Origin of the sequence: Rhodococcus sp. BH5, from assembly GCF_027583855.1 — a bacterium.
Taxonomy (GTDB): domain Bacteria; phylum Actinomycetota; class Actinomycetes; order Mycobacteriales; family Mycobacteriaceae; genus Rhodococcus_F; species Rhodococcus_F qingshengii.
Genome location: NZ_JAJHVW010000002.1, coordinates 87,208 through 107,591 on the forward strand (window position 1 = coordinate 87,208; position 20,384 = coordinate 107,591).

A 20,384-nucleotide genomic window follows, 5' to 3' on the forward strand; every position below is an offset into this window, starting at 1 on the left:
AGAGAGAGAACCTCCTCCAGACGAACCTTCTCTAGTCGAAGTGCGAGCCAGTGTTGACCGCGATTCGAAGCCCGAGGTAGGCGGCCGCAGCGTTGACGGCCGAACGCATCTTCTCGAGATCGACGAAATTACCCGAATGGCTGTATGTACAGTCGGCGTAGCGGCCCGTCGTGCGCATGTTGGACGCGAGAACTGCCGGCTCGAGTGTCTGCATTCCCCTCGCGAACGCCAGATCACCACCACTGAACGCATGATCTCGATCACCGGGCACCCGAAAACACGACATTGTAGTTGCAAGCACCATCGGGGACGCCACGCCATCAGGGTCGGCCCGGGACCGACTATTGCGCCGTCCGACCAACTCCCCAGCAGCACGCCGGACGAGCGCCTCGCCGGAGCGAATCCTCGACCGAACCTGCGAAGCCACTTCGAGGGGACTACTAGCTGTCCAATCTGCCCGGAAAGGAATGTGACTGAACGCATTCCCCCCTGTCCTCGCCAGTAGGGGCGATGCCGATCGCAGGTCGACAACCACGTGATGAGTGACGTCGGGGCCGCACTCCAGAGCCGCGAGCACTGCGCAATAGAAATACACGGAAGGCACACGGGTTCCAGGTGCTGCAACCAAACGAACGGAGAGCCACCACCCGCGAACAGGTTCCGTGGATACGGCCGAGGACGAGATTGCGTTTCCCGATGCCCGCCGACTCACCACCTCACGCTGGAACATACTTGTACCACTGAGGATTCGCCTCAGGGACGTCGCGGCAATCAAGGGATTGGTCGACGCCATCAAAAGCCCGGCAGCAACGATCCGACGCTTCGACAATCTGCGCACAGCGGGAGAGCGCGGACCAAGCGCCGGATCCAGACCCGACAACGCAAGAAAGAGTCGTTCTGATTTCGGCATGAAGACCGTCTCGTCACCAAACATGTGTGAATAGATCAGGCCGATCATGTTGCGTGCAACGACGACAGTGATCTCGCGAGGGTCACTGAATCGTCGCGCATTGAAATACTTGAACAATGTCCGGTCGAATACCTCGACGCCTATCGCCGAAGACACGTCGGCCACGCGCATTCCTTCGACGGCACCCAGTCCGTGTAACGAGGCAGTAGGCGAACCCTCACCAGCGGTACGCATCTCGAAAATCAGGGGGAAGACCCCGATACCCGCTTCGAAAGTCTCCGAGATCCACTCGTTGACAACGGCTACGACACCAGCTCTATCAACTGGGCCGAAGGACTCCTGCGCGTGACAGCAGTACGTGCTTGCCAGCGGATCGACCTTCACTTCATCCCTCCACGATCACGTGTGCCCGAAATTCAATCCTCACCGACCAATTTCCCTTCGTTCGCGGCAAAACAACCGTGCGCCGGTTTCAGCGAGTTTGCAGAACCTCCGAGGGAACCCGCGGCCGGATCGAAATCTCCGCCTTCCGCCAGTGCGCTCCGCCACATTCGAAATTGCCTAACGAGGCCAGTCCACCCATCACCCTGTTGCAACCTGCTGGTTAACACTACGCGCGCACAGGCTCGCCTCCATCTGATGCAGCAACATCGCTCCCGGCGATCGAAGCACGACATGAGACCAGTTGATAAACCGTGGAAATAGGGCTTAAATAGCGTAAACCAAACCATTTGACTGTTTGAAGCGCAGTTTACCAACTGGAGGTTCGTCATCAGCACCCAGATCGACCAGATGCACGACAAACCTGGTGACGTCTCCGCGACTTTCGAGTTATCCAATCGTGGTCCCGTCGAATCGCTGAACATCACGATTCTCGGCATCAACTACGCGCCGGAAACCACGGGGATAGCCCCGTACATGACGGACCTTGCCGAGTCCCTCGGCGAGCGCGGGCACAAGGTGCACGTCGTCACCGGGTACCCGCACTATCCGGCGTGGGAAATCGACGCTTCCTACCAGGGACGGTCGATCGACGAGGTCGTGAACGGCGTTCACGTTCACCGACGCCGCCACTTCGTGCCCAGCCCACCGAATGCCTTGGGACGAATCAAGATGGAGCTGAGTTTCGGCGCACGTGCCACCAGTTCCGGATGGAACACACCTGACGTAATCGTGTGCACCAGTCCGGCATTGCTGGCCACTGCGATGGTCCTCGGACGTGCTCGGCTGACACCCAAACGTCCGGCCATCGGGGTCTGGGTACACGACTTGTACGGTCAAGGCGTCGTGGAGACCGGTGCGATGACAGGCCGCAGTGCCCGCGCAACGTCCAGGCTCGAGGCGGCTGTCGTGAAGTCCGCCGACGGAATCGCCGTCGTCCATGACCGTTTCGTCGACCATGTCGTCAACGAACTTCACGTCCCACGCGAACGAGTCACAGTGGTTCGGAACTGGACGCACGTGACGCCGATCGATGTGGACGATCTCACCGCCGCACGCACCAAATTCGGTTGGTCGCCTGACGAAACCATTGTTCTGCACACCGGAAACATGGGCCTGAAACAAGGTCTGGAAAATGTCGTCGAGGCCGCTCGACTCGCCGACGAGCAGAGTCTGCCAATCCGATTCGTTCTGGTCGGTGACGGCAATCAGCGACCGAACCTCGAAGCCGCGGCAGTCGGAGTCGATCGAATCGACTTCGTCCGCCCACTCGACGACCAGGATTTCCGCACTGCCATGGCCGCCGCCGACGTTTTACTGGTCAACGAGGCACCCGGGATCGTCGGGATGGCAGTGCCGAGCAAGCTGACGTCGTATTTCAGCAGCGGTACCCCGATTGTCGCCGCAACCGATGTGGCATCTACGACTGCCGACGAGATCCGTGCCTCCGGTGCTGGGGTCGTCACTCAGAACGGTGATCCCGCAGGCCTGCTCTCTGCAGCCCTACAACTCGCGGGCGACGCGGAGACTTCCGCCAGACTTGGTGCCGCCGGGGTCCATTACTGCGCCACCTCGGTTGGCAAAACCGCGTCCATCGACAAATGCGAAAAGTGGATCCGCGAGCTGGTGGCCGGCCGCAGTTAGTACGCGAGCCGCTCGGAACAAAACCTCACACATCTCGACTCGGATCTGAAGACGACGAACATAGACAAGGCAGCTGACGCTCGATGACCAAACGCGCACTCATCACAGGGATCACCGGACAGGACGGTTCCTACCTGGCAGAACTGTTGTTGGCCAAAGGTTACGAAGTTCACGGATTGATCAGACGCGCATCAACTTTCAACACGTCACGCATCGATCACCTCTATCAGGACCCTCACGAACTGGGCGCACGGCTGTTCTTGCACTACGGTGACCTGTCCGACGGCGCACGACTCGTCACGCTCCTGTCGAAGATCGCACCAGACGAGGTATACAACCTCGCTGCGCAGTCGCACGTGCGGGTCAGCTTCGACGAGCCCGAACACACAGGCAACACAACCGGAATCGGGTCTATTCGTTTGCTCGAAGCAGTCCGCATGACGGGATTGCAGTGCCGCTTCTACCAAGCTTCGAGTTCAGAAATGTTCGGAGCCAGTCCGCCTCCACAGAACGAGGACACCCCGTTCTATCCGCGGTCGCCGTACGGCGCTGCAAAGGTGTACTCGTACTGGGTCACCAGGAACTATCGCGAGGCCTACGGAATTCACGCGGTGAACGGGATCCTCTTCAATCACGAGTCACCCCGCCGCGGTGAAACATTCGTCACGAGAAAGATCACGCGTGCAGTCGCGCGAATCCAGGCCGGGATCGAAGATTCCCTGTACCTGGGCAATTTGGACGCGGTCAGGGACTGGGGCTACGCACCCGAGTACGTCGAGGGTATGTGGCGGATGCTTCAAGTCGACGAACCAGATGACTACGTGTTGGCCACTGGAGGAAACTTCACGGTCCAAGATTTTGTCGTGGCCTCATTCGAACATGTGGGTCTCGACTGGCAGAAGTACGTCAAATTCGATCCTCGTTACCTTCGCCCCACAGAGGTGGACGCTCTGGTCGGCGATGCAGGCAAGGCCGAGGACAAACTGGGCTGGAAAGCGACAGTACAGACCCCAGAATTGGCTCGAATCATGATGGACGCCGACATCGCAGCATTGGCGCATGCCGGCACACCGTGGATCGACACGCCGCATCTCCCTGATTGGAAGATCTCGCTCTCATGATCACAACGAAATCGATTGCACCTCTTGATCGCAGCGCCCCGACTTACATCGCCGGACACAAGGGACTGGTGGGATCCGCGCTCTGGCGCAAGCTCGAACAGAGTGGCTTCACCGACCTGATCGGCCGCACATCTGCCGAACTCGATCTGCGAAACCGAGCAGACGTATTCGCCTTCTTCGAAGCCGCCAAACCGTCGTGCGTCGTCTTGGCTGCCGCGAAGGTCGGAGGAATCGTCGCGAACAACACGTATCCGGTCGATTTCATCTCCGACAACCTTCAGATCCAGACCAATGTGCTCGACGCAGCGCTGCGGCACGGCGTGCGCCGATTGCTGTTCCTCGGGTCCTCGTGCATCTACCCGCGCCTGGCGCCACAGCCGATCAGAGAAGATCAATTACTGAACGGCCATCTCGAACCGACCAACGACGCATATGCGATCGCCAAGATTGCGGGAATCATCCAGGTCCAGGCTGTTCGTAGGCAGTTCGGGTTGCCCTGGATCTCGGCGATGCCGACAAGCCTGTACGGACCCGGCGACAACTTCTCGGAGAATGTTTCGCACGTACTTCCTGCGATGATCCGCCGTCTCGACCAAGCCAAGAACGAGGGAATTGAATCAGTCACAAACTGGGGTTCGGGGAGCCCACGTCGAGAATTCCTCCATGTGGACGACTTGGCCGATGCACTCCTTCACCTACTTGACACCTTCGACGAGTCCGGGCATGTCAACGTCGGTACCGGTCACGACGAAACCATTAAAGAGCTCGCAAATATTGTGGCCGAAGCAGTGGGATATGAAGGCCGAATGGACTGGGACACAAGCAAGCCCGATGGTGCACCGCGCAAACTACTCGACGTGTCCACATTGATGGCCACCGGTTGGAAACCACAGATCTCAACCCGCGAGGGCATCGAGTCGACCGTAGCCTGGTATCGCGAGCACGTACGGGATTCGTCTGCAGCGGTCCGACTGTGAGCACAAACCGCACTCTGTCCGGGTTCACCGGTGCAGGATACGACAAGGGACGCGGCCCGCTGGTCCAAATCTCCTGGCTCGCGATTTCCGGTGTGCTGCTTTCTCATTGGTGGTGCCCCAATGGAGTACGCGTTGCAGTTCTCCGGCGGTTCGGTGCCGACATCGCCGACGGGGTCCTGATTCGACACCGCGTCCGTATCCACTGGCCGTGGAAACTGACGGTCGGAGCAGACTCGTGGATCGGCGAGGGAACATGGATACTCAATCTCGAACCCGTCACGATAGGGGCGAATACGGCTATCTCGCAGGATGTCCTCCTGTGTACGGGCAGTCATGATCACCGAAGTCCCACATTCGAGTTCGACAATGCTCCCATCGTCATCGGTGACCAAGCATGGATCGCCGCCCGTGCGACGATACTCCGCGGTGTAACGATCGGGGACAACGCAATCGTCGGCGCGACGGCTTTGGTGACGTCCGATGTTCCCGCCGGAGCCACGATGTTGGCGCCACGGGCCGGCGCTGCACGATGAAGATACTGCAGATCGTCACTCTCTTCTCACCGGACGCCGCCTACGGAGGGCCTATCAGGGTCGCCCTAAATCAGTCGAAAGCATTGCAGGACAATGGGCATGACGTAACTATCGCCGCGGGTGAGCGTGGATACGCGGTGCCACCGACACGCGAGCAGGGTATCGCTCTGCAATTGTTTCCGGCGCGAACCGTGATCCCCAAAATCGGGTACGCGGGAATCGGCGCGCCGTCGATGCTTGTGTGGCTTCGCAAGCACGTACGAGAATTCGACGTCGTGCACATTCATCTCGCGCGTGACCTGGTGACCCTTCCTGCCGCGAAATTGGCTCTTGCATACGGTATTCCAGTTTTCGCACAAACTCACGGGATGATCGACGAGACAGACAAATTGCTGGCAAGGCCGTTGGACGCTGCTTTCACGATCCCGGTCCTCAAACGAGCACGGACAGTGTTCTATCTGACCGAACGAGAGCACACAGACCTGCAGTCTGTTGTCGGAGACAGTCGCGTCAACTTGGTGGAACTCAACAACGGGATCCCCGAGGCCGAAGACCTCGAGTCACGGCCAGTCAACAGTTGCGACCCGCCCGAGGTCCTCTACCTAGCACGACTACAGGCAAGAAAGCGACCCCAGGTCTTCGTCGAAGCCGCAAAAGAGTTGTTGGACAGCGGACACACGGCGCGCTTTTCGATAGTCGGACCGGATGAGGGTGAAGCAGAAGCCGTCAACCGACTGATCGAACGCTCCGGACATAGCAATTGCATCCAGTACGAAGGCCCACTACCGTTCGACAAGTCTCCCGAACGATTTCGTCAAGCCGCTGTATATGTCTTGCCCTCCGTGAACGAACCGTTCCCGATGTCTGTACTCGAGGCGATGGCCGCTGGACTGCCCGTAGTCGTCACCGACACGTGCGGCCTCGCACCACTGATCCGGGATGGTCGGTGTGGCCTCGTGACCGATGACGCCACCGAATCAGTGACCGCGGCGATCTCGTCGCTCTTGAAGGATCCCGTCGCCGCTGCAGAGATGGGCGCCCGCGCGCGAAATGTTGCTCGCGAACGACTAGGAATGCCTGCCGTTCGTGCGGTGCTCGAAACCCAGTACGGGCTCTGAGCGGCTCCCACATCTGCACTACAGGAAGTAATTGTGAAATCCACTCGCCCCAAGGTCCGTCGACGCGTACTCGTTCTCAGCGGGATTGTCGGCGGACTTACTGCAATCACTGCCGCCGGCTGGCCGGTCTACGTCGATCCGGTGATCGACACACCCGAAATGGCCGACGCGATAGTTGTTCTCGGCGGTGATCACGACGGCAGAGAAGAATACGGACTGTCCTTGGCCGAGCAGGGCTACGCGCCCCAGATCATCTTTTCGAATCCGTATCGAAGCAATGATCCGAGGATCACCGCAATATGCGAGGGCACCTACGACTTCGAGGTCAGCTGTTTCAAGCCAGATCCGTCGACCACGCGTGGTGAAGGACAGGAGATTCGGCGTCGCGCCGAGGCACAGGGATGGAAGCGTGTCATCGTTGTGACCTTCGTTCCCCATGTCTCTCGCAGTCGCTACATCATCAACCGTTGCTGGGACGGTGACATCGACGTAGTCGCGGACCCCCGACCACTTCCGGTCTGGGTCTGGGCCGCGAACTATGTGTGGCAAACCGCCGGGTATGTTCGCGCCCAGTTCCAGGAATGCTGACTGCCTCTGTCCGGTCAGTACGCTCCGTCGCTCCTGAGCACTGCGGATACGGTCCTGGTGATGATCGAGATATTCTGCGCCGCAGACCAATTCTCCACGTAGGAAGAGTCGAGACGAACAGATTCTTCCCAGGAGAGATCACTGCGACCACTTACCTGCCAGAGACCGGTGATGCCAGGCTTGACCAGCAGGCGCCGGGCAACCTCGTCGTCGTACATCTCGACCTCGCGACGCAATGGCGGCCGCGGGCCGACAACGCTCATCTCTCCGCGAATGACGTTGAAGAACTGCGGTAGCTCGTCGATACTCAATCGACGAAGGATCTTGCCGACGGACGTGATTCGTGGATCCTCACGCATCTTGAACAACACACCTCCGGCGCCTTCGTTGTCCCCCATCAGATCGACAACCTGCTGATCGGCGCCTTCCACCATGGTACGAAACTTGAACATGGGGAACGGTTTCCCGTTGAGGCCGATGCGTTCCGCCTTGTAGAACACCGGGCCTTTGGACGTGAACTTGACTGCAGCGGCAGCGGCGAGCATGACCGGCGCCACGAGGAGGATCATCAGCATCGAGAACACCGCGTCGAAAACAGCGGGCTCAAGCCGGTTCGCGCCCTGGTAGCGCGGCCGCGCAACGTGAATCAACGGGAGTCCCGCCGCAGGGCGAAACATCAAGCGAGCCTTCGACACATCGGCCACGACCGGTGAAACCACCATGTCGACGCCCTCGGCTTCGAGGTCCCACATCAGTTTGCGAATGCCCACCTGTCCGAGGTCTTCGGTCCCGGTTACGATGACGGTGTCTGCGCCACTTGCGCGCATCGCCTCGACTACCTCGAACTCGTTGCCCATTACCGGGACTGCTGCTCCGTCGACAACGATGTGATCGTCCAACGCGGTCGCCCGACGCGGAATGCACGCTCCCACAACGTCGTAGCCTGCCGAGGATTCCCGCACGAAGGCACGCGTAGTAGCAACGACGGACGCATGTCCACCAACCAACAGCACCGAGTTACGGCAATCCCCGATCGCACGCTTCTTTCGAATGTCGCGTCGCCAGAGGTAGCGTCCGAGAAGCAGCGCAGCGAGTCCGACGGGCAGTGCGATCATGAGGTAGCTTCGCGCAATTCCCACGCCCAGAATGATCCCGGCCAATGCGCCTACTCCGAAGACCTGGCCGGTAGCGAGCAGTACCTTCTCGTACTCGTCACTGCCCTCGCCCAGCATCGCCTGATGACGGCTACGCCCCCGTGCGAGGGCGATCATCCACAGTCCGCCCAACGCTGCAGACGCGATCACTTTAAGTGGTGTCAGCCACTCGATGGGATGCGGCCACATACTGCCGATCTGAGCGAGTGCGATCACGAACAGGACCGTGATCGAATCGCTCACTGCGATCCGCTTCCGGTATGCCCGGCGCCAGTCTGTTCCGACATGAGCGGAATCCTGCGATACCGCCGACCGGCTCTCCACCTCAGCATGAACGCTCATTTGCCATCAGTCTTTCTTGTCATACGAACGGCGTCAGCGGATCGAACGGCTTGGGGGATCGCTGATCGGTAGCCACCGCGAGCGTCCAGGTACGGCAACACCCCGCCGGTTGCCGTACCTCGCTGCTCGCAGTGCAGAAATGAACCGTCATCGGACCCCCCTACATAACCGCCGATCAAAGGCCAATTCATGCAAGAAAACGACCCAGTGTTGCTCATTTCGTACGTAAACATACCTTAGGTTTGTTTCAACTGCACTCACCAAGCCCAAGCTATTTTCCGATTGCCAGGTGATTACCGGGCAATTACGTCAAAGTGGGCTAATCCTCCACGTCTTCGAGACGTCTTCCCTCACGAATCCGAATGTCGGCGATCAGCATGTCCAGGGCGCCCAGGAGTGCAGTGTCGGCGCGTCGGCACTGCTCGATCAGAGCTTCCAGATCAGCTTCATCGGCGCTTTCGATCACACCAGCTTTGGCGGCCCTGCTCAGTACTTTTTCGGCGAGGAGCAACGGCGGCTGCGACCGAGCGATGCCGTCCATGGATGACGCGCGAGCCTTCTCGGCAGCCTTCAAAGCGTCCCACGCCCGCTCTTGCTCAGCGATGTCGACCGCCCCGGAACTGACCAGGTGCGGGCTGCGGTGCACGAGTTTCGCGATCAATGCACCGGCCACGTCGTCCAATTCGAAAACACCGTGTGCTTGAGCGATCCGCGAGTGGAACAACACCTGAAGCAACAGGTCTCCGAGTTCCTCCCGAAGATCGCTCTCGTCGTCGCTTCGAATCGCGTCGAGTACCTCGTAGGTCTCCTCGACGAGGTAAACGGAGAGGCTCTCGTGCGTCTGGGTCGACTCCCAACCGCCGCGATTCCACAACCGGTTCATGATCGACGCCGCTTCCACAAGCCGATCGCCGTGAATGGGTTCGGCGCGAATCATCTTTACACCAGCGGCAGACAACGCCTCGGTCTTCGGCTCGGCGGTGTCCATCATCACAGTCACCGCGGCGCCGGGTGTCGTGGCCGGCAGAGCGCCGCGTACCGAGTCGGGAACGTCCGGGTCGATATCGATCGCGCCGGACAAGAACGGGAGCGCCTCCAGCGGAAAGACATGCGGCCGCAAAGGATCGAGCAGTACGACGACGGGCGATTCGTTCACCGTGTGCTCACGCCTCGACCAGGACGGCACCGGCGGCGCGCCCGTCAATCGCCAGGATGAAGTCCGCGATGTACTGGAGCAATTCGACGTCCCGCAGGCGATCCGAGCCGACTCCGCCGGTGCGAGGCAGCGGGAGTTGCACGAGCCCGGTCGTTGCCCGGTACTGCGCGCTCGGATAGATCCTCTTGAGCCTGATCTGTTTGGAATCGGGCAGTGACATAGGCGAGATCTTGAGCTGAGTTCCGGTGACGGCGACTTCCTCCAGTTGATACTCGCGGCAGAGCAGTCGAAGCTTGGCCACCGAGATCAGCCGTCGAACCTCTTCGGGCAGTGGGCCGTAGCGATCGACCAGTTCTTCGACTACGGCAGCGATGCCGTCGGAATCAGTTGCCGCAGCGAGCTTGCGGTACCCCTCCAACCTGAGCCTGTCACTGGTGACGTAGTCGGGCGGGATGTGCGCGTCCACCGGTAGGTCGATCCGGACTTCCTTCGTGCCCTCGTCCATTGTGATCGGTTTGCCGTCGGCTGCAGCCCGGAAGGCTTCGACCGCCTCACCGACCAGCCTGACGTACAGATCGAACCCGACCCCCGCGACGTGGCCGGACTGCTCTGCGCCCAGAACGTTTCCGGCTCCACGGATTTCGAGGTCCTTCATCGCGACGGCCATACCCGCGCCGAGGTCCGAATTCTGCGAAATCGTTGCCAGTCGGTCGTATGCCGTTTCCGTCAAAGGCTTTTCGGCCGGGTACAGGAAATAGGCGTATCCACGTTCACGACTACGCCCGACGCGTCCGCGAAGCTGATGCAACTGCGAGAGGCCCAGCGAATCCGCACGTTCGACGATCAGTGTGTTCGCGTTCGAGATGTCCAGACCGGTTTCGATGATCGTGGTACAGACCAACACGTCGAAGTCGCGTTCCCAGAATCCTTGCACGGTCTTTTCGAGAGTGTCCTCGTTCATCTGACCGTGCGCGACGACGACGCGAGCCTCCGGGACGAGTTCGCGGATCTTCTTGGCTGCCTTGTCGATCGAGCTGACACGGTTGTGAACGTAGAAGACCTGACCGTCGCGCAGAAGTTCACGCCGGATGGCCGCGGCAACCTGCTTGTCCGCATACGCGCCGACGTACGTGAGGATAGGATGACGTTCTTCCGGCGGTGTGAGGATCGTGGACATTTCGCGGATCCCGGCCATGCTCATCTCGAGAGTACGAGGAATCGGGGTAGCCGACATCGTCAGGACGTCGACGTGGGTGCGTAGCGCCTTGATGTGTTCCTTGTGCTCGACTCCGAATCGCTGTTCCTCGTCGACGATCACAAGCCCGAGGTCCTTCCAGCGAATACCGGTCTGCAGCAACCTGTGAGTACCGACGACGATGTCGATCTCACCTTCCGCCATGCCTGCGATGATTTCCTTCGAGTCCTTGGCGTCGGTGAACCGGGACAGCCCTCGCACCTTTACCGGGAACGACGCCATTCGTTCAGTGAAGGTCTGAAGATGTTGCTGTGCAAGCAGAGTCGTCGGCACCAGCACCGCCACCTGCTTGCCGTCCTGCACTGCCTTGAACGCGGCGCGAACGGCGATCTCCGTCTTGCCGTACCCGACGTCACCGATCACCACCCGGTCCATCGGAACCGGCTTCTCCATGTCGGCCTTGACCTCACTGATGACGGTCAACTGGTCGATCGTCTCGGTGAAAGCGAATGCGTCTTCGAGTTCCTTCTGCCACGGGGTGTCCGGGCCGAACGCATGCCCGGGAGCAGCCTGACGCGCTGCGTAGAGCTGAACCAGCTCGCCCGCGATCTCACGAACTGCCTTGCGGGCCTTACGTTTGGTGTTAGCCCAGTCGGATCCACCGAGCTTACTCAGCGCCGGCAACTCCCCACCGACATATCGGGAGAGTTGATCGAGCGATTCCATCGGGACGAACAGACGATCGCCCGGGTGACCGCGCTTGCTCGGCGCGTATTCGATGACCAGGTATTCACGACGCGCCCCACCGATGGTGCGTTCGACCATTTCGACGAACCGGCCGATACCGTGCTGATCATGCACGACCATGTCCCCTGCCGACAGCGCGAGGGGATCAACCTGATTGCGGCGCTTGGCCGGCAAGCGCTTTCCGTCGCCGACCGCAGCAACGCGGTTGCCGGTCAGATCGGACTCGGTGACGATCACCATCCCAGGCGTCGAGTCGTCGCCGGCGAGTACCAGTCCGTCATGCAGTGATCCGCGGAGCACCGCGACCTGTCCACGGGCGGGGGTAGCGCCGGCATCGAGCATCTTGGCGGGCACTTCGGCTTCACCGAGTCGCTCCACGACGCGGCTTGCGGTTCCGGCACCTGCCACCACGATCGCCGCGCGACCGCCCGTGCTCACGTGCGCCCGAAGGCTGACGAACAGCTCGGCCAACAGGTCGTCGGAACCGCGCACCTGCGGTGCCGCATGCACCGGGAGTTCGAGTTCTTCACCGTTTCCCGACGCCAGCGGGCTGACTGTCCACCAGGGTCGGCCGGCAGCTTCGGCAGATTCGCGAACATAACGAAGCGACCGGTACGCGGAGGCACCGAGATCGACTCCTCCGCCGTTGAGGATCGACGTGTCGAGCGGTGCAGCGCCGCCGATCGACGCCGCCGTCCACGATGCTTCCAAGAATTCCTGGCCGGTGCGCACCAGGTCGGTGGCGCGGGTGCGCACCTTTTCCGGATCACACAGAAGAATGTGCGCCCCTTCGGGAAGTACATCTGAAAGTAGTTGCAGTTCACCGGGTTTGAGAACCGGGAGCAGAGCTTCCATCCCCTCGACGGGGATACCTGCCGAGATCTTGTCCAGCATCTCGACCAACGACGCGTCAGCCTGGTTCTCAGCAGCGAGTGCGGCAGCTCGATCACGAACATCAGCTGTCAAAATCAGTTCACGACACGGCGGCGCGATCACGGAATCGACGTCGACGTCCGCTAGCGAACGCTGATCGGCAACTGAGAAGTAGCGAAGCTCCGATACCTCGTCGCCCCAGAATTCGATACGGACCGGATGATCCGCCGTCGGCGAGAACAGGTCGAGAATGCCACCACGGACCGCGAACTCACCACGCTTTCCCACCATGTCGACGCGGCTGTACGCCATCTCCACCAGACGAACCAGAACGGAATCGAAATCGATCTCGGTGCCGACGCGCAACGTGATCGGTTCTATCTCGCCCAGGCCTGGTGCCATCGGCTGAACGAGAGAGCGCACCGTGGTGACGATCACCCGAAGAGGCGATCCGTACGAGGCGTCGTCTGGTCTGGCGAGTCTGCGCAGTACCTCCACCCGTCGCCCAACGGTATCCGCGCTCGGCGACAGTCGCTCGTGCGGCAATGTTTCCCACGACGGGAACTGCGCCACGCCTCCACCGAGCATCTCGGTGAGTTCCGAAGTGAGATCGTCGGCTTCACGACCGGTGGCCGTCACCAGCAGCACCGGCGTGCGAGCGGCGAGTGCAGCGGCGATGAACGGTCGAGCCGGCTTCGGAGCCACGATGTCCAAGGCGGCCGAGCCGATGGATTCGATCACCGGAGTGAACGCGGCATCTGCGAGGGCGACCTCGGCGAGTCCAGCGAGCGCAGTCTGGGCAGAGGACAAGGAAGTCAACGAACGCGCTCCTGAACAGTGATGACGGGTTGCGGACGCACAGCCCGAGCGCAATATCCCCACCGAGGCAGAGTTGTGCGCCGGTTCGATTCTATCGGTGTGCGATCTCGCAGCGCAGTCCGATCCGTTCAGTTTCCCGTAGCACTCGTCTTCTTCGACGTCCGCTTGGACGGCGAGGATTGTGTGACCGGAGTGATCGGCGGCGCCACGGCCGCACTCACGTATGAGTTGAGCGCCCGAACGCGACCGATCACCTTCGTCGCCTGACCGGTTCTCCGTAGACGTACAGTCCTGCGACCGTTCGGCGCGAGGTGGAACCAGGAGTCTTCGGGCTCGAAGCCCTGCAGTTCGAGGGCAACGTATTGGGCGGAAGCATCCGTCGAGACGTCGACTACCCACTCCGAGTCACCGACGTTGCGCGCTGTGGCAACAAGTCCGACCGATCGCTCGCGAGGCCGCGCCGAGCCACCCAGGAGGTGGACCGCTTCGTCCACCATCTCGCCGTCTTCGTCTTCGAGTGTGACGGTGACGGCGTCGTATGTCCGCGCCCCGAACCGAAAGACGTGAGTGAGGTCGGTGAAACGTCCGACAAGGCTGTCCACGGACCAGGTCAGACTTGAATGCGCTTCCACCTTGACCGGTAGCGCGACGTCGACCGGGACGACACCTGACCGACTGTGCGCTCGAAACCTGATCTCGCCGACGACAGGTTCGGCGGTCTCGTTGATCGCGTCGAGCCTCAATCCGTCCATACCGTCGTCCGTGACGAGGAGCGCGATCGGTTTGGCGCTCCTACGGAGCACGAACCACGGAGCTTTGGGGCTGCCGCTCCAATCGAGGACCCCCCACCCCGGTCCGGGCTCCATGTCTCGCAGTGCGAGTGTCAAGGCGCCGTCGCACCGAGAGTCCGGGCGACGCCAGTATCCGAGCGTCGATGCGAACGCCTCACATACAGCTGCTCGCCCCAGGTCGAGATAGCGTTCCGGGTCGGACCACCGGACTTCACGAGCGTCTTCGCCGAAAAGCGCGTGGACGTAGTGGTCCCGAACATCCTCGAAATCCCACGACGATCCGTTGTCCCGAGGCACCGCGGCTTTCCATGCCGGGTGGTGCCCCGCGACGGCGAGTGAACCGAATTCGTTCTCGATCACGGCATTCGACGGTGGAATCGAAAATGCCAATGATTCGGTCGCAAAACGTACTCGCGCGCTGAGCACGTCGGCCAGTGGACGACGATAGGCACCCACCCCGAAGTAGTGAGCGACCCCGCTTCCGACATGCGTTGCCAATTGCTCGCCCCCGCGAGGCGCCGAGGGGGACGACGTCACGTACTCGAGTTCGGGTGCCACCGTCGAGATCAAGTCCGGCAGTCTCGAATGAATGAGCGGGATGTGCTGATCGACCAAGCCCAGCATGGTCGGCTGCTGTTCGGTCTCGCTGCCGCCGCAGAAGACTGCCAAAGCGGGATTTCCGCGCACTCTGTGCAAGAACTCGGTGACCTCGGTGGCAACGAGTTCGAAGAATTCGTCGGTGTCGGGCGGATCGAGCGTCGCCAACATCATGTCCTGCCACACGAGAATGCCCAGTCGCGCGCATTCCTCCCAGAAGTGGTCGCTCTCGTAGACCATCGTCCCCGGGATTCGAATCATGTTCAGTCCCGCCTCTGCCAGGCGTTCCAAGACACGAGTGGTGCCGGCGTCGCCTTGAAGCGAGATCGGGTCGGTCGGCACCCACACCGAACCACGGCAGTACACCCGGATGCCGTTGACATACAAACGGAATCCACCATCGGATCTGTCGAACTCCACCGTCCGGAAGCCAACTGAACCGAGATGCTCGGAGACTCCGACCGCTTCCATCGTCACCGGATAAGTGCGCGGGGTGCCATGAGTGTGCGGCCACCACAACTGCGCGTCCGGCACTACGACGACACCGGACACCTCGAGAAATCCATCCGGTCCGGCGGATACAGCCAATTGCCGCGAGTGTTCGCCGACGCGCACGGTCACGTACTCCAGCGAGGCCGGCAATCCGGTGAGCCGAGCACTGACGGCAACGCGACCGGTTGTGCCGTCAACACTCGCATGCTTGACAGCAGAGACTACGGCGGCAATCCCCTTGTCCAACAAGCGGATACCCCGCCACGGACCCACCGGTACCGGTACACCACTGAACACGGGAGCCATACCGAGCATCGTGGTTCGGATCCACCGAAGGCCCTGTTCACGGACCATCGACGAGCGCCAACGTCCTCGAGGACGCCTCGATCTCAAAATCGCGGAGAGAGAATGAAAATGAACAGCCACCTGGACACGTTTACCAGCGCCGACTCCGGCCGGAATGCTCACTTCCCCAGGTGCGAACATGGATTCAGTGGACGCGACACGGACACCGCCGATCCAGACATCCGCAAACGCCGTCATACCGTCGAACTGGAGCAGCCACGACCCCTCACCGGTCGTGGCCACGGTAGTCACGAACCACCAGTCCGATGATGAAACAGACGATTCTGAAACAGACGACGACGAAACGGACTTCGTGCGTCCGGCGTCCGTCTGCTCCGCACGTAACGCACCGACGACTGTTCCAGGCACGGACGCTGCGACCCACTCGGTCACGGCTTCGAGGGCATCCGGGTCGGATATGGATCCGGGTTCGGTTGCAGCGCATCGCCATATCGCGCCGGCCAGCAGGTCTGCTGACGAACGAGGCACTGTTAGACCAACCTCAAGTGTCGATGCGAGTCGACGCCGACTGTGTCGGCAACGATTTCCATCGCCCTCTTCCACGACACGGCCATCTCGTCGAGTTGCTCACGCGGGTCCACCGCGCGGCCCCTGGAGGCACGCGCCATCTGAAACTGCACGCTCTTGGCACCGGATGCCACTTTGCGGAAATCTGGCGCAGCTTCGCCTGTCCCGGAGAAACCTGCAGTGTCCAAGAACTCGCTGGCGTCGGCAGCCAGCTCCGCGCTGGCCCCGCACTGACGAAGTAGCCCGAAGGACCAGAGGTGAAACGCATCCATACCCGCCCCCTGCACCCATTCGAGGTCGTCGATCACCTTGCGTCCCAGCTCTCGCACCGGATTACCCACCGCTCGAACCGCTACATTCCGCCGAGCCACTTCGGCGATGTTTCCGGCGTTGGTCGCGTGAACCGGATTCAACCTGATCTGTTCGACATAGGGCACGAACGAAGGAAGTGAGGAACGATCGAGATCGAAGACGCCGGAGAAATCGTCGCCTCGCAGCAAGTAGTAGCCGCTGTTGTGAAAGTACTCGAGCTCGCCGGCAACGCGATCGATCCGATTGGGCACGATCGTGGTCTTGGTGTGCCCCTCGTGATAGCTCGTTCCAAGAGTGTCGGGAAGCCAGTATCCGTCCACTTCAACCGTCGACAGCATCCCAACCGCGAGGTTGTCCTCGACATGGATCAGCGGTGCCCGCCAGACGTTCATCTCGGCGACTTCGATTCCGTACAGCGCGTAGATGTCCTCGGCCTTGAGCTTGAGGAACGTCCACTGAGTCCCGTCGAACCGCGATGAGAAGGCACATGCCAATGCCGGGACGGGGTCCAATCCCAGCGAATGCAACACTTCGATCCACAGATCCGTGTAGCAGTTGGTCTGCGCCCACACGCGGTCGTCCTGGTGCAACGAATGGGGCCGGTAGCGATCAGGTGAAATGTCGATGAGCCGTGACATCAGATGCCCATTCGTTCACGAACGGAGGTTGGCCATGCAGCCACGTCAAGACCATGAGTCCGCAACAAGGACAACGCGATTCGCTCCATCCCGAAGCCGACGCACGAGCTGTGTGCCACCTCCCCCTCCGCCGTTCGGATGTCGAAGTTGACACCGAAATGGTCGAGATGGTTGTTCGAGGACACGATCGCCGTGCCCTCGTCGAGATCTCCGTAGAGCCGAACTGTCAGTTCCGTCTTGAGATTCTCTTCACGCTGGTTGGCTGCAAGCATCTTTCCGGCGCGCCCGAAGAAAGGATCATTGGCGATCACCGGGGTAGCGTCGAGTTCGAGCCGGCCGAGCACCTCGAGCCCCCGCTCGATCCAGTGCTCGCGATGCGCTCGCGCTGCCGCGGCGTCACCGATCGTCACGAACTCGTGCATCCGAAACGCTTGCATGCGAGCCGGATCGATGGCCGGTTCGTGCCGGAAGCAAAAACCGTAGATGTCCAGCAGCACTCCGCCTTCGGGCAGAACTCCGGTGTACCGCGCATAGGCAGGATGGCACGCTGCGGACACGAGCATGGTCTCGGTCGGCTCGAGGTGGCGGTCCCACGATTGTCCGTCGGCGCGATCGGCCAGCAGTCGCGCGTGATCGCGATTGGAACCGGCGAAGGTGTTGATGGCGCCGGTGAGGTTGGGAAACGAAGCGATGTAGTCGGTGCGCTCGAAACTGCTCCGCGGGAACACCGGCGGGAACCGCAGCCGAGTCGCGGCGTCGCCTGGCCCCGCTGCAATCACCACTCGGTCGATACCGTCGACGATGTCCTCGAACACTCCGGAACGCCCGTAGAGTCCCGGCACCTCCGTCTCGACGAGAAGTCCTTCGACGAGCAGTTCACGTTGAAATGCAGCCCGGGCCCGATCCAGATCGGTCTCGCCTGTCACAGTCTCGGTCGTCACAGTCTCGTTCGTCATAGCGTTCCCCGGTATCCGATGGCCATGTGCGCTGAACCTGCCATGATTCGATCGTTGTTCACCATCACCGCTGCGCCGTGCGCGTCACGAAGGTGCCGACCGAGCGAAAATTCGGTGTCCTCGCGATATCCCGAGATTCCACAGATCAACATTGTCTGCCCCACGATTTCCACCACCGCTGTCGACGCTGTGACTTTCAGGTTGTTCATCGCGAGCGAAAATCCCACCGCTCCCGTCGCCTCGAAATCGGCAACGCCTTCCTCCGCGTGGACTGCGCGGTCGTACCTGCGCGCAGAGGCGCCGACGAGATCGGCGAATTGTTGTGCCGAAGCGGCAACTTCGGCGAGCCGCAGCGCTCCGGGGGAAGTGACCCCGGGCTGCTTGCGGGCGGCGGCACGCACGTACTTGCGCGCCTTCTCGACTGCAGCGTCGGCAATTCCCAACCACACCGAACTCCAGACGACGTGCGAGACCGGAAGCATGGTGTGGGTGGAGATATCGGAATACGGTACGCCGGCGACCATCTCCGGCGTCGAGGTGGCCCGAAGGATGTAACCGAGACTGCAAGTACCCCTCAGCCCCAGCGTGTTCCACTCGGTGGTGCGTTCGAGCGTCAGGTCTGGGGTACGACACACCACGAGAACCTGATCGTTCGGCTGACTCTCCGGTGTTCGCCGAGCCGTCACGACTATCGCGTCGGAGTGTTCACCGTACGAAATGACAGGCGCGTTCTTGATCAACAGCAGGTGACCGCCCAAGTCTTCCACCGCGCAGTAACTCCGGCTGACGTCACCACCGATTCCCAGCTCAGTGGTTGCCGATGCCAACAGCAATTGCTTGTCGACCGTTTCTTCGACAAACTCGCGTAGTGCTTCGGTGTTGCCGTGCTTGACCAACGAGTATATCTGCGTCTGATGCATCGCGAAAATCATTCCGCTTGCTGCACAGCGCGTTCCGATCACACGGGCGATCTGCGACACTTCCTGCAGCGAGAGCCCTTCGCCGCCTAGTTCCCTCGGCACAGCTACGGACAGCAGCCGTTCGCTTCGCATGGCGTCGACAGCTTCACGCGGAAACCTTGCTTCTGCATCGACTTCGTCGGCCCACACCGCTGCAACTTCGTCGGCCAACCGTGCGGCCCGCTCGAGGGCCGTTCCGGTGGAGCACTGCGATTGCGGAGCGTTCATGCAGCACCCAACTCCGTCAACGCACCCTCGATCGCCTTGACGCTTGCGAAAGTACTCTTCCGCAACAACTCGTCAGGGAACTCGATGTCGAACGAATCCTCCAGCGCCAACATGACATTCACGCTCGCGTGCGACGTCAAACCCAACTCGTAAAGATCGGCCTCTCCGTCGATCGTGCTCACGTCGACTGCCAGCCGACCGTGCTCGACGAGCACTTTCCGAATTGCCTGATCAATCATCAGCGATGTCGTCCTTCTTTTCGATGCGAGCGCCCGAGCGTGTTGCGATCACCATTGCGATGGCCACGTCCGCTTCGTGCGAGATAGATACTTGAAAATCGTGCAGATCCTGGGCCCGCGCGAGTTCCGCGGCATTACCGGACAGTGTCACCCCACAGCCACCCCACTCGGCCCGAGTGATTTCGATGGAACTCCACGGAACGGGAACGTCACCAGGCCGCAGTACCTTCACCACAGCCTCTTTGGCAGCGAAACGTGCAGCCAATCGTTGATCCCGCGCCGGCCCGGCGCACGTCTGCAATTCGTGCGGGGTGAAGGTCCGATCGAGATACCTCCGCCCGAAGAGTTCGATACTTCGAGTGACATCCACGACGTTCACTACGTCACAGCCGATCCGCGGGCCGATGTCGAGCATCGGCGTCGGCGCAGTGTCACCCATCTGTTGACTCCCCATCTGGGGTCGTACACGCCGGGCAGCCCCCTATGCTGCCCGGTGCGCCGACGCCGTCACCCTGCCCTGACAAACCTTCATTCTCAGCAATTCTTCAGCTACCGATAGAACATACCGTAATCCGAAGATTGACGGCAAGATCGGACTTCCAGATTCCCATCAACACTATAAACATACTCTTAGTTTGTTTCGAATGCAGAACAAAGAGAACAATGTCCCTACCAGGACAT

The 20,384-nt window shown here is 60.9% G+C and carries 16 protein-coding genes; 6 read left to right on the forward strand and 10 right to left on the reverse strand.

Annotation, left to right across the window (positions count from 1 at the left end):
* Window positions 1-31: 31 nt before the first annotated feature.
* A complete protein-coding gene (locus RhoBH5_RS06680; protein ID WP_007728853.1) occupies window positions 32-1,294 on the reverse strand; it encodes a hypothetical protein in 1,263 nt (420 codons plus the stop codon).
* Window positions 1,295-1,702: 408 nt separating this feature from the next.
* Between RhoBH5_RS06680 and RhoBH5_RS06685 the strand changes: the two genes are divergently transcribed.
* The 6 genes from RhoBH5_RS06685 (at window position 1,703) to RhoBH5_RS06710 (ending at window position 7,332) form a co-directional block, all read left to right on the forward strand.
* On the forward strand, window positions 1,703-2,995 hold the full coding sequence (locus RhoBH5_RS06685) for a glycosyltransferase family 4 protein (protein WP_270008083.1): 1,293 nt from the start codon (window positions 1,703-1,705) through the stop codon (window positions 2,993-2,995).
* 83 nt (window positions 2,996-3,078) lie between these two features.
* On the forward strand, window positions 3,079-4,116 hold the full coding sequence (gmd, locus tag RhoBH5_RS06690; RefSeq protein WP_007728857.1) for a GDP-mannose 4,6-dehydratase: 1,038 nt from the start codon (window positions 3,079-3,081) through the stop codon (window positions 4,114-4,116).
* A complete protein-coding gene (locus RhoBH5_RS06695; protein ID WP_007728859.1) occupies window positions 4,113-5,093 on the forward strand; it encodes a GDP-L-fucose synthase family protein in 981 nt (326 codons plus the stop codon). Before gmd ends, RhoBH5_RS06695 begins: the two co-directional genes overlap by 4 nt.
* Window positions 5,090-5,626 carry a DapH/DapD/GlmU-related protein gene (locus tag RhoBH5_RS06700; protein ID WP_007728861.1) on the forward strand — a complete coding sequence of 179 codons (537 nt, stop codon included), beginning with the start codon at window positions 5,090-5,092 and terminating at the stop codon, window positions 5,624-5,626. The genes RhoBH5_RS06695 and RhoBH5_RS06700 overlap by 4 nt, the downstream gene beginning before the upstream one ends.
* Entirely contained in the window at window positions 5,623-6,744 is a 1,122-nt protein-coding gene (locus RhoBH5_RS06705; RefSeq protein WP_030536278.1) for a glycosyltransferase, read from the forward strand. The genes RhoBH5_RS06700 and RhoBH5_RS06705 overlap by 4 nt, the downstream gene beginning before the upstream one ends.
* 33 nt (window positions 6,745-6,777) lie before the next feature.
* On the forward strand, window positions 6,778-7,332 hold the full coding sequence (locus RhoBH5_RS06710) for a YdcF family protein (protein WP_007728868.1): 555 nt from the start codon (window positions 6,778-6,780) through the stop codon (window positions 7,330-7,332).
* A 14-nt stretch (window positions 7,333-7,346) separates the two neighbouring features.
* Here the strand turns inward: RhoBH5_RS06710 and RhoBH5_RS06715 are convergent, their stop codons facing one another.
* From RhoBH5_RS06715 to RhoBH5_RS06755, 9 genes are all read right to left on the reverse strand, one after another.
* Window positions 7,347-8,828, reverse strand: coding sequence for a sugar transferase (locus RhoBH5_RS06715; RefSeq protein ID WP_007728870.1), 1,482 nt, complete (start codon window positions 8,826-8,828; stop codon window positions 7,347-7,349).
* 319 nt (window positions 8,829-9,147) lie between these two features.
* Window positions 9,148-9,984: a MazG family protein gene (locus RhoBH5_RS06720; RefSeq protein ID WP_047270346.1), complete on the reverse strand. Its 837-nt coding sequence runs from the start codon at window positions 9,982-9,984 to the stop codon at window positions 9,148-9,150.
* A 7-nt stretch (window positions 9,985-9,991) separates the two neighbouring features.
* Window positions 9,992-13,618, reverse strand: a complete 3,627-nt coding sequence (gene mfd / locus RhoBH5_RS06725) for a transcription-repair coupling factor (protein ID WP_058226035.1) — start codon at window positions 13,616-13,618, stop codon at window positions 9,992-9,994.
* A gap of 128 nt (window positions 13,619-13,746) precedes the next feature.
* The gene (locus RhoBH5_RS06730; RefSeq protein WP_058226036.1) at window positions 13,747-16,332 is read right to left on the reverse strand and encodes a glycosyl hydrolase 2 galactose-binding domain-containing protein; all 2,586 of its coding nucleotides are present in this window, start codon (window positions 16,330-16,332) and stop codon (window positions 13,747-13,749) included.
* Between the two features lie 2 nt (window positions 16,333-16,334).
* On the reverse strand, window positions 16,335-17,321 hold the full coding sequence (locus tag RhoBH5_RS06735; RefSeq protein ID WP_003946304.1) for a DUF1839 family protein: 987 nt from the start codon (window positions 17,319-17,321) through the stop codon (window positions 16,335-16,337).
* Entirely contained in the window at window positions 17,321-18,277 is a 957-nt protein-coding gene (locus RhoBH5_RS06740) for an amino acid--[acyl-carrier-protein] ligase (protein WP_054781160.1), read from the reverse strand. Before RhoBH5_RS06740 ends, RhoBH5_RS06735 begins: the two co-directional genes overlap by 1 nt.
* Entirely contained in the window at window positions 18,274-19,464 is a 1,191-nt protein-coding gene (locus RhoBH5_RS06745) for an acyl-CoA dehydrogenase family protein (RefSeq protein WP_003946288.1), read from the reverse strand. The genes RhoBH5_RS06740 and RhoBH5_RS06745 overlap by 4 nt, the downstream gene beginning before the upstream one ends.
* The gene (locus tag RhoBH5_RS06750) at window positions 19,461-19,703 is read right to left on the reverse strand and encodes an acyl carrier protein (RefSeq protein WP_003946296.1); all 243 of its coding nucleotides are present in this window, start codon (window positions 19,701-19,703) and stop codon (window positions 19,461-19,463) included. The genes RhoBH5_RS06745 and RhoBH5_RS06750 overlap by 4 nt, the downstream gene beginning before the upstream one ends.
* The gene (locus tag RhoBH5_RS06755) at window positions 19,696-20,142 is read right to left on the reverse strand and encodes a holo-ACP synthase (RefSeq protein WP_003946314.1); all 447 of its coding nucleotides are present in this window, start codon (window positions 20,140-20,142) and stop codon (window positions 19,696-19,698) included. The genes RhoBH5_RS06750 and RhoBH5_RS06755 overlap by 8 nt, the downstream gene beginning before the upstream one ends.
* Window positions 20,143-20,384 lie beyond the last annotated feature (242 nt).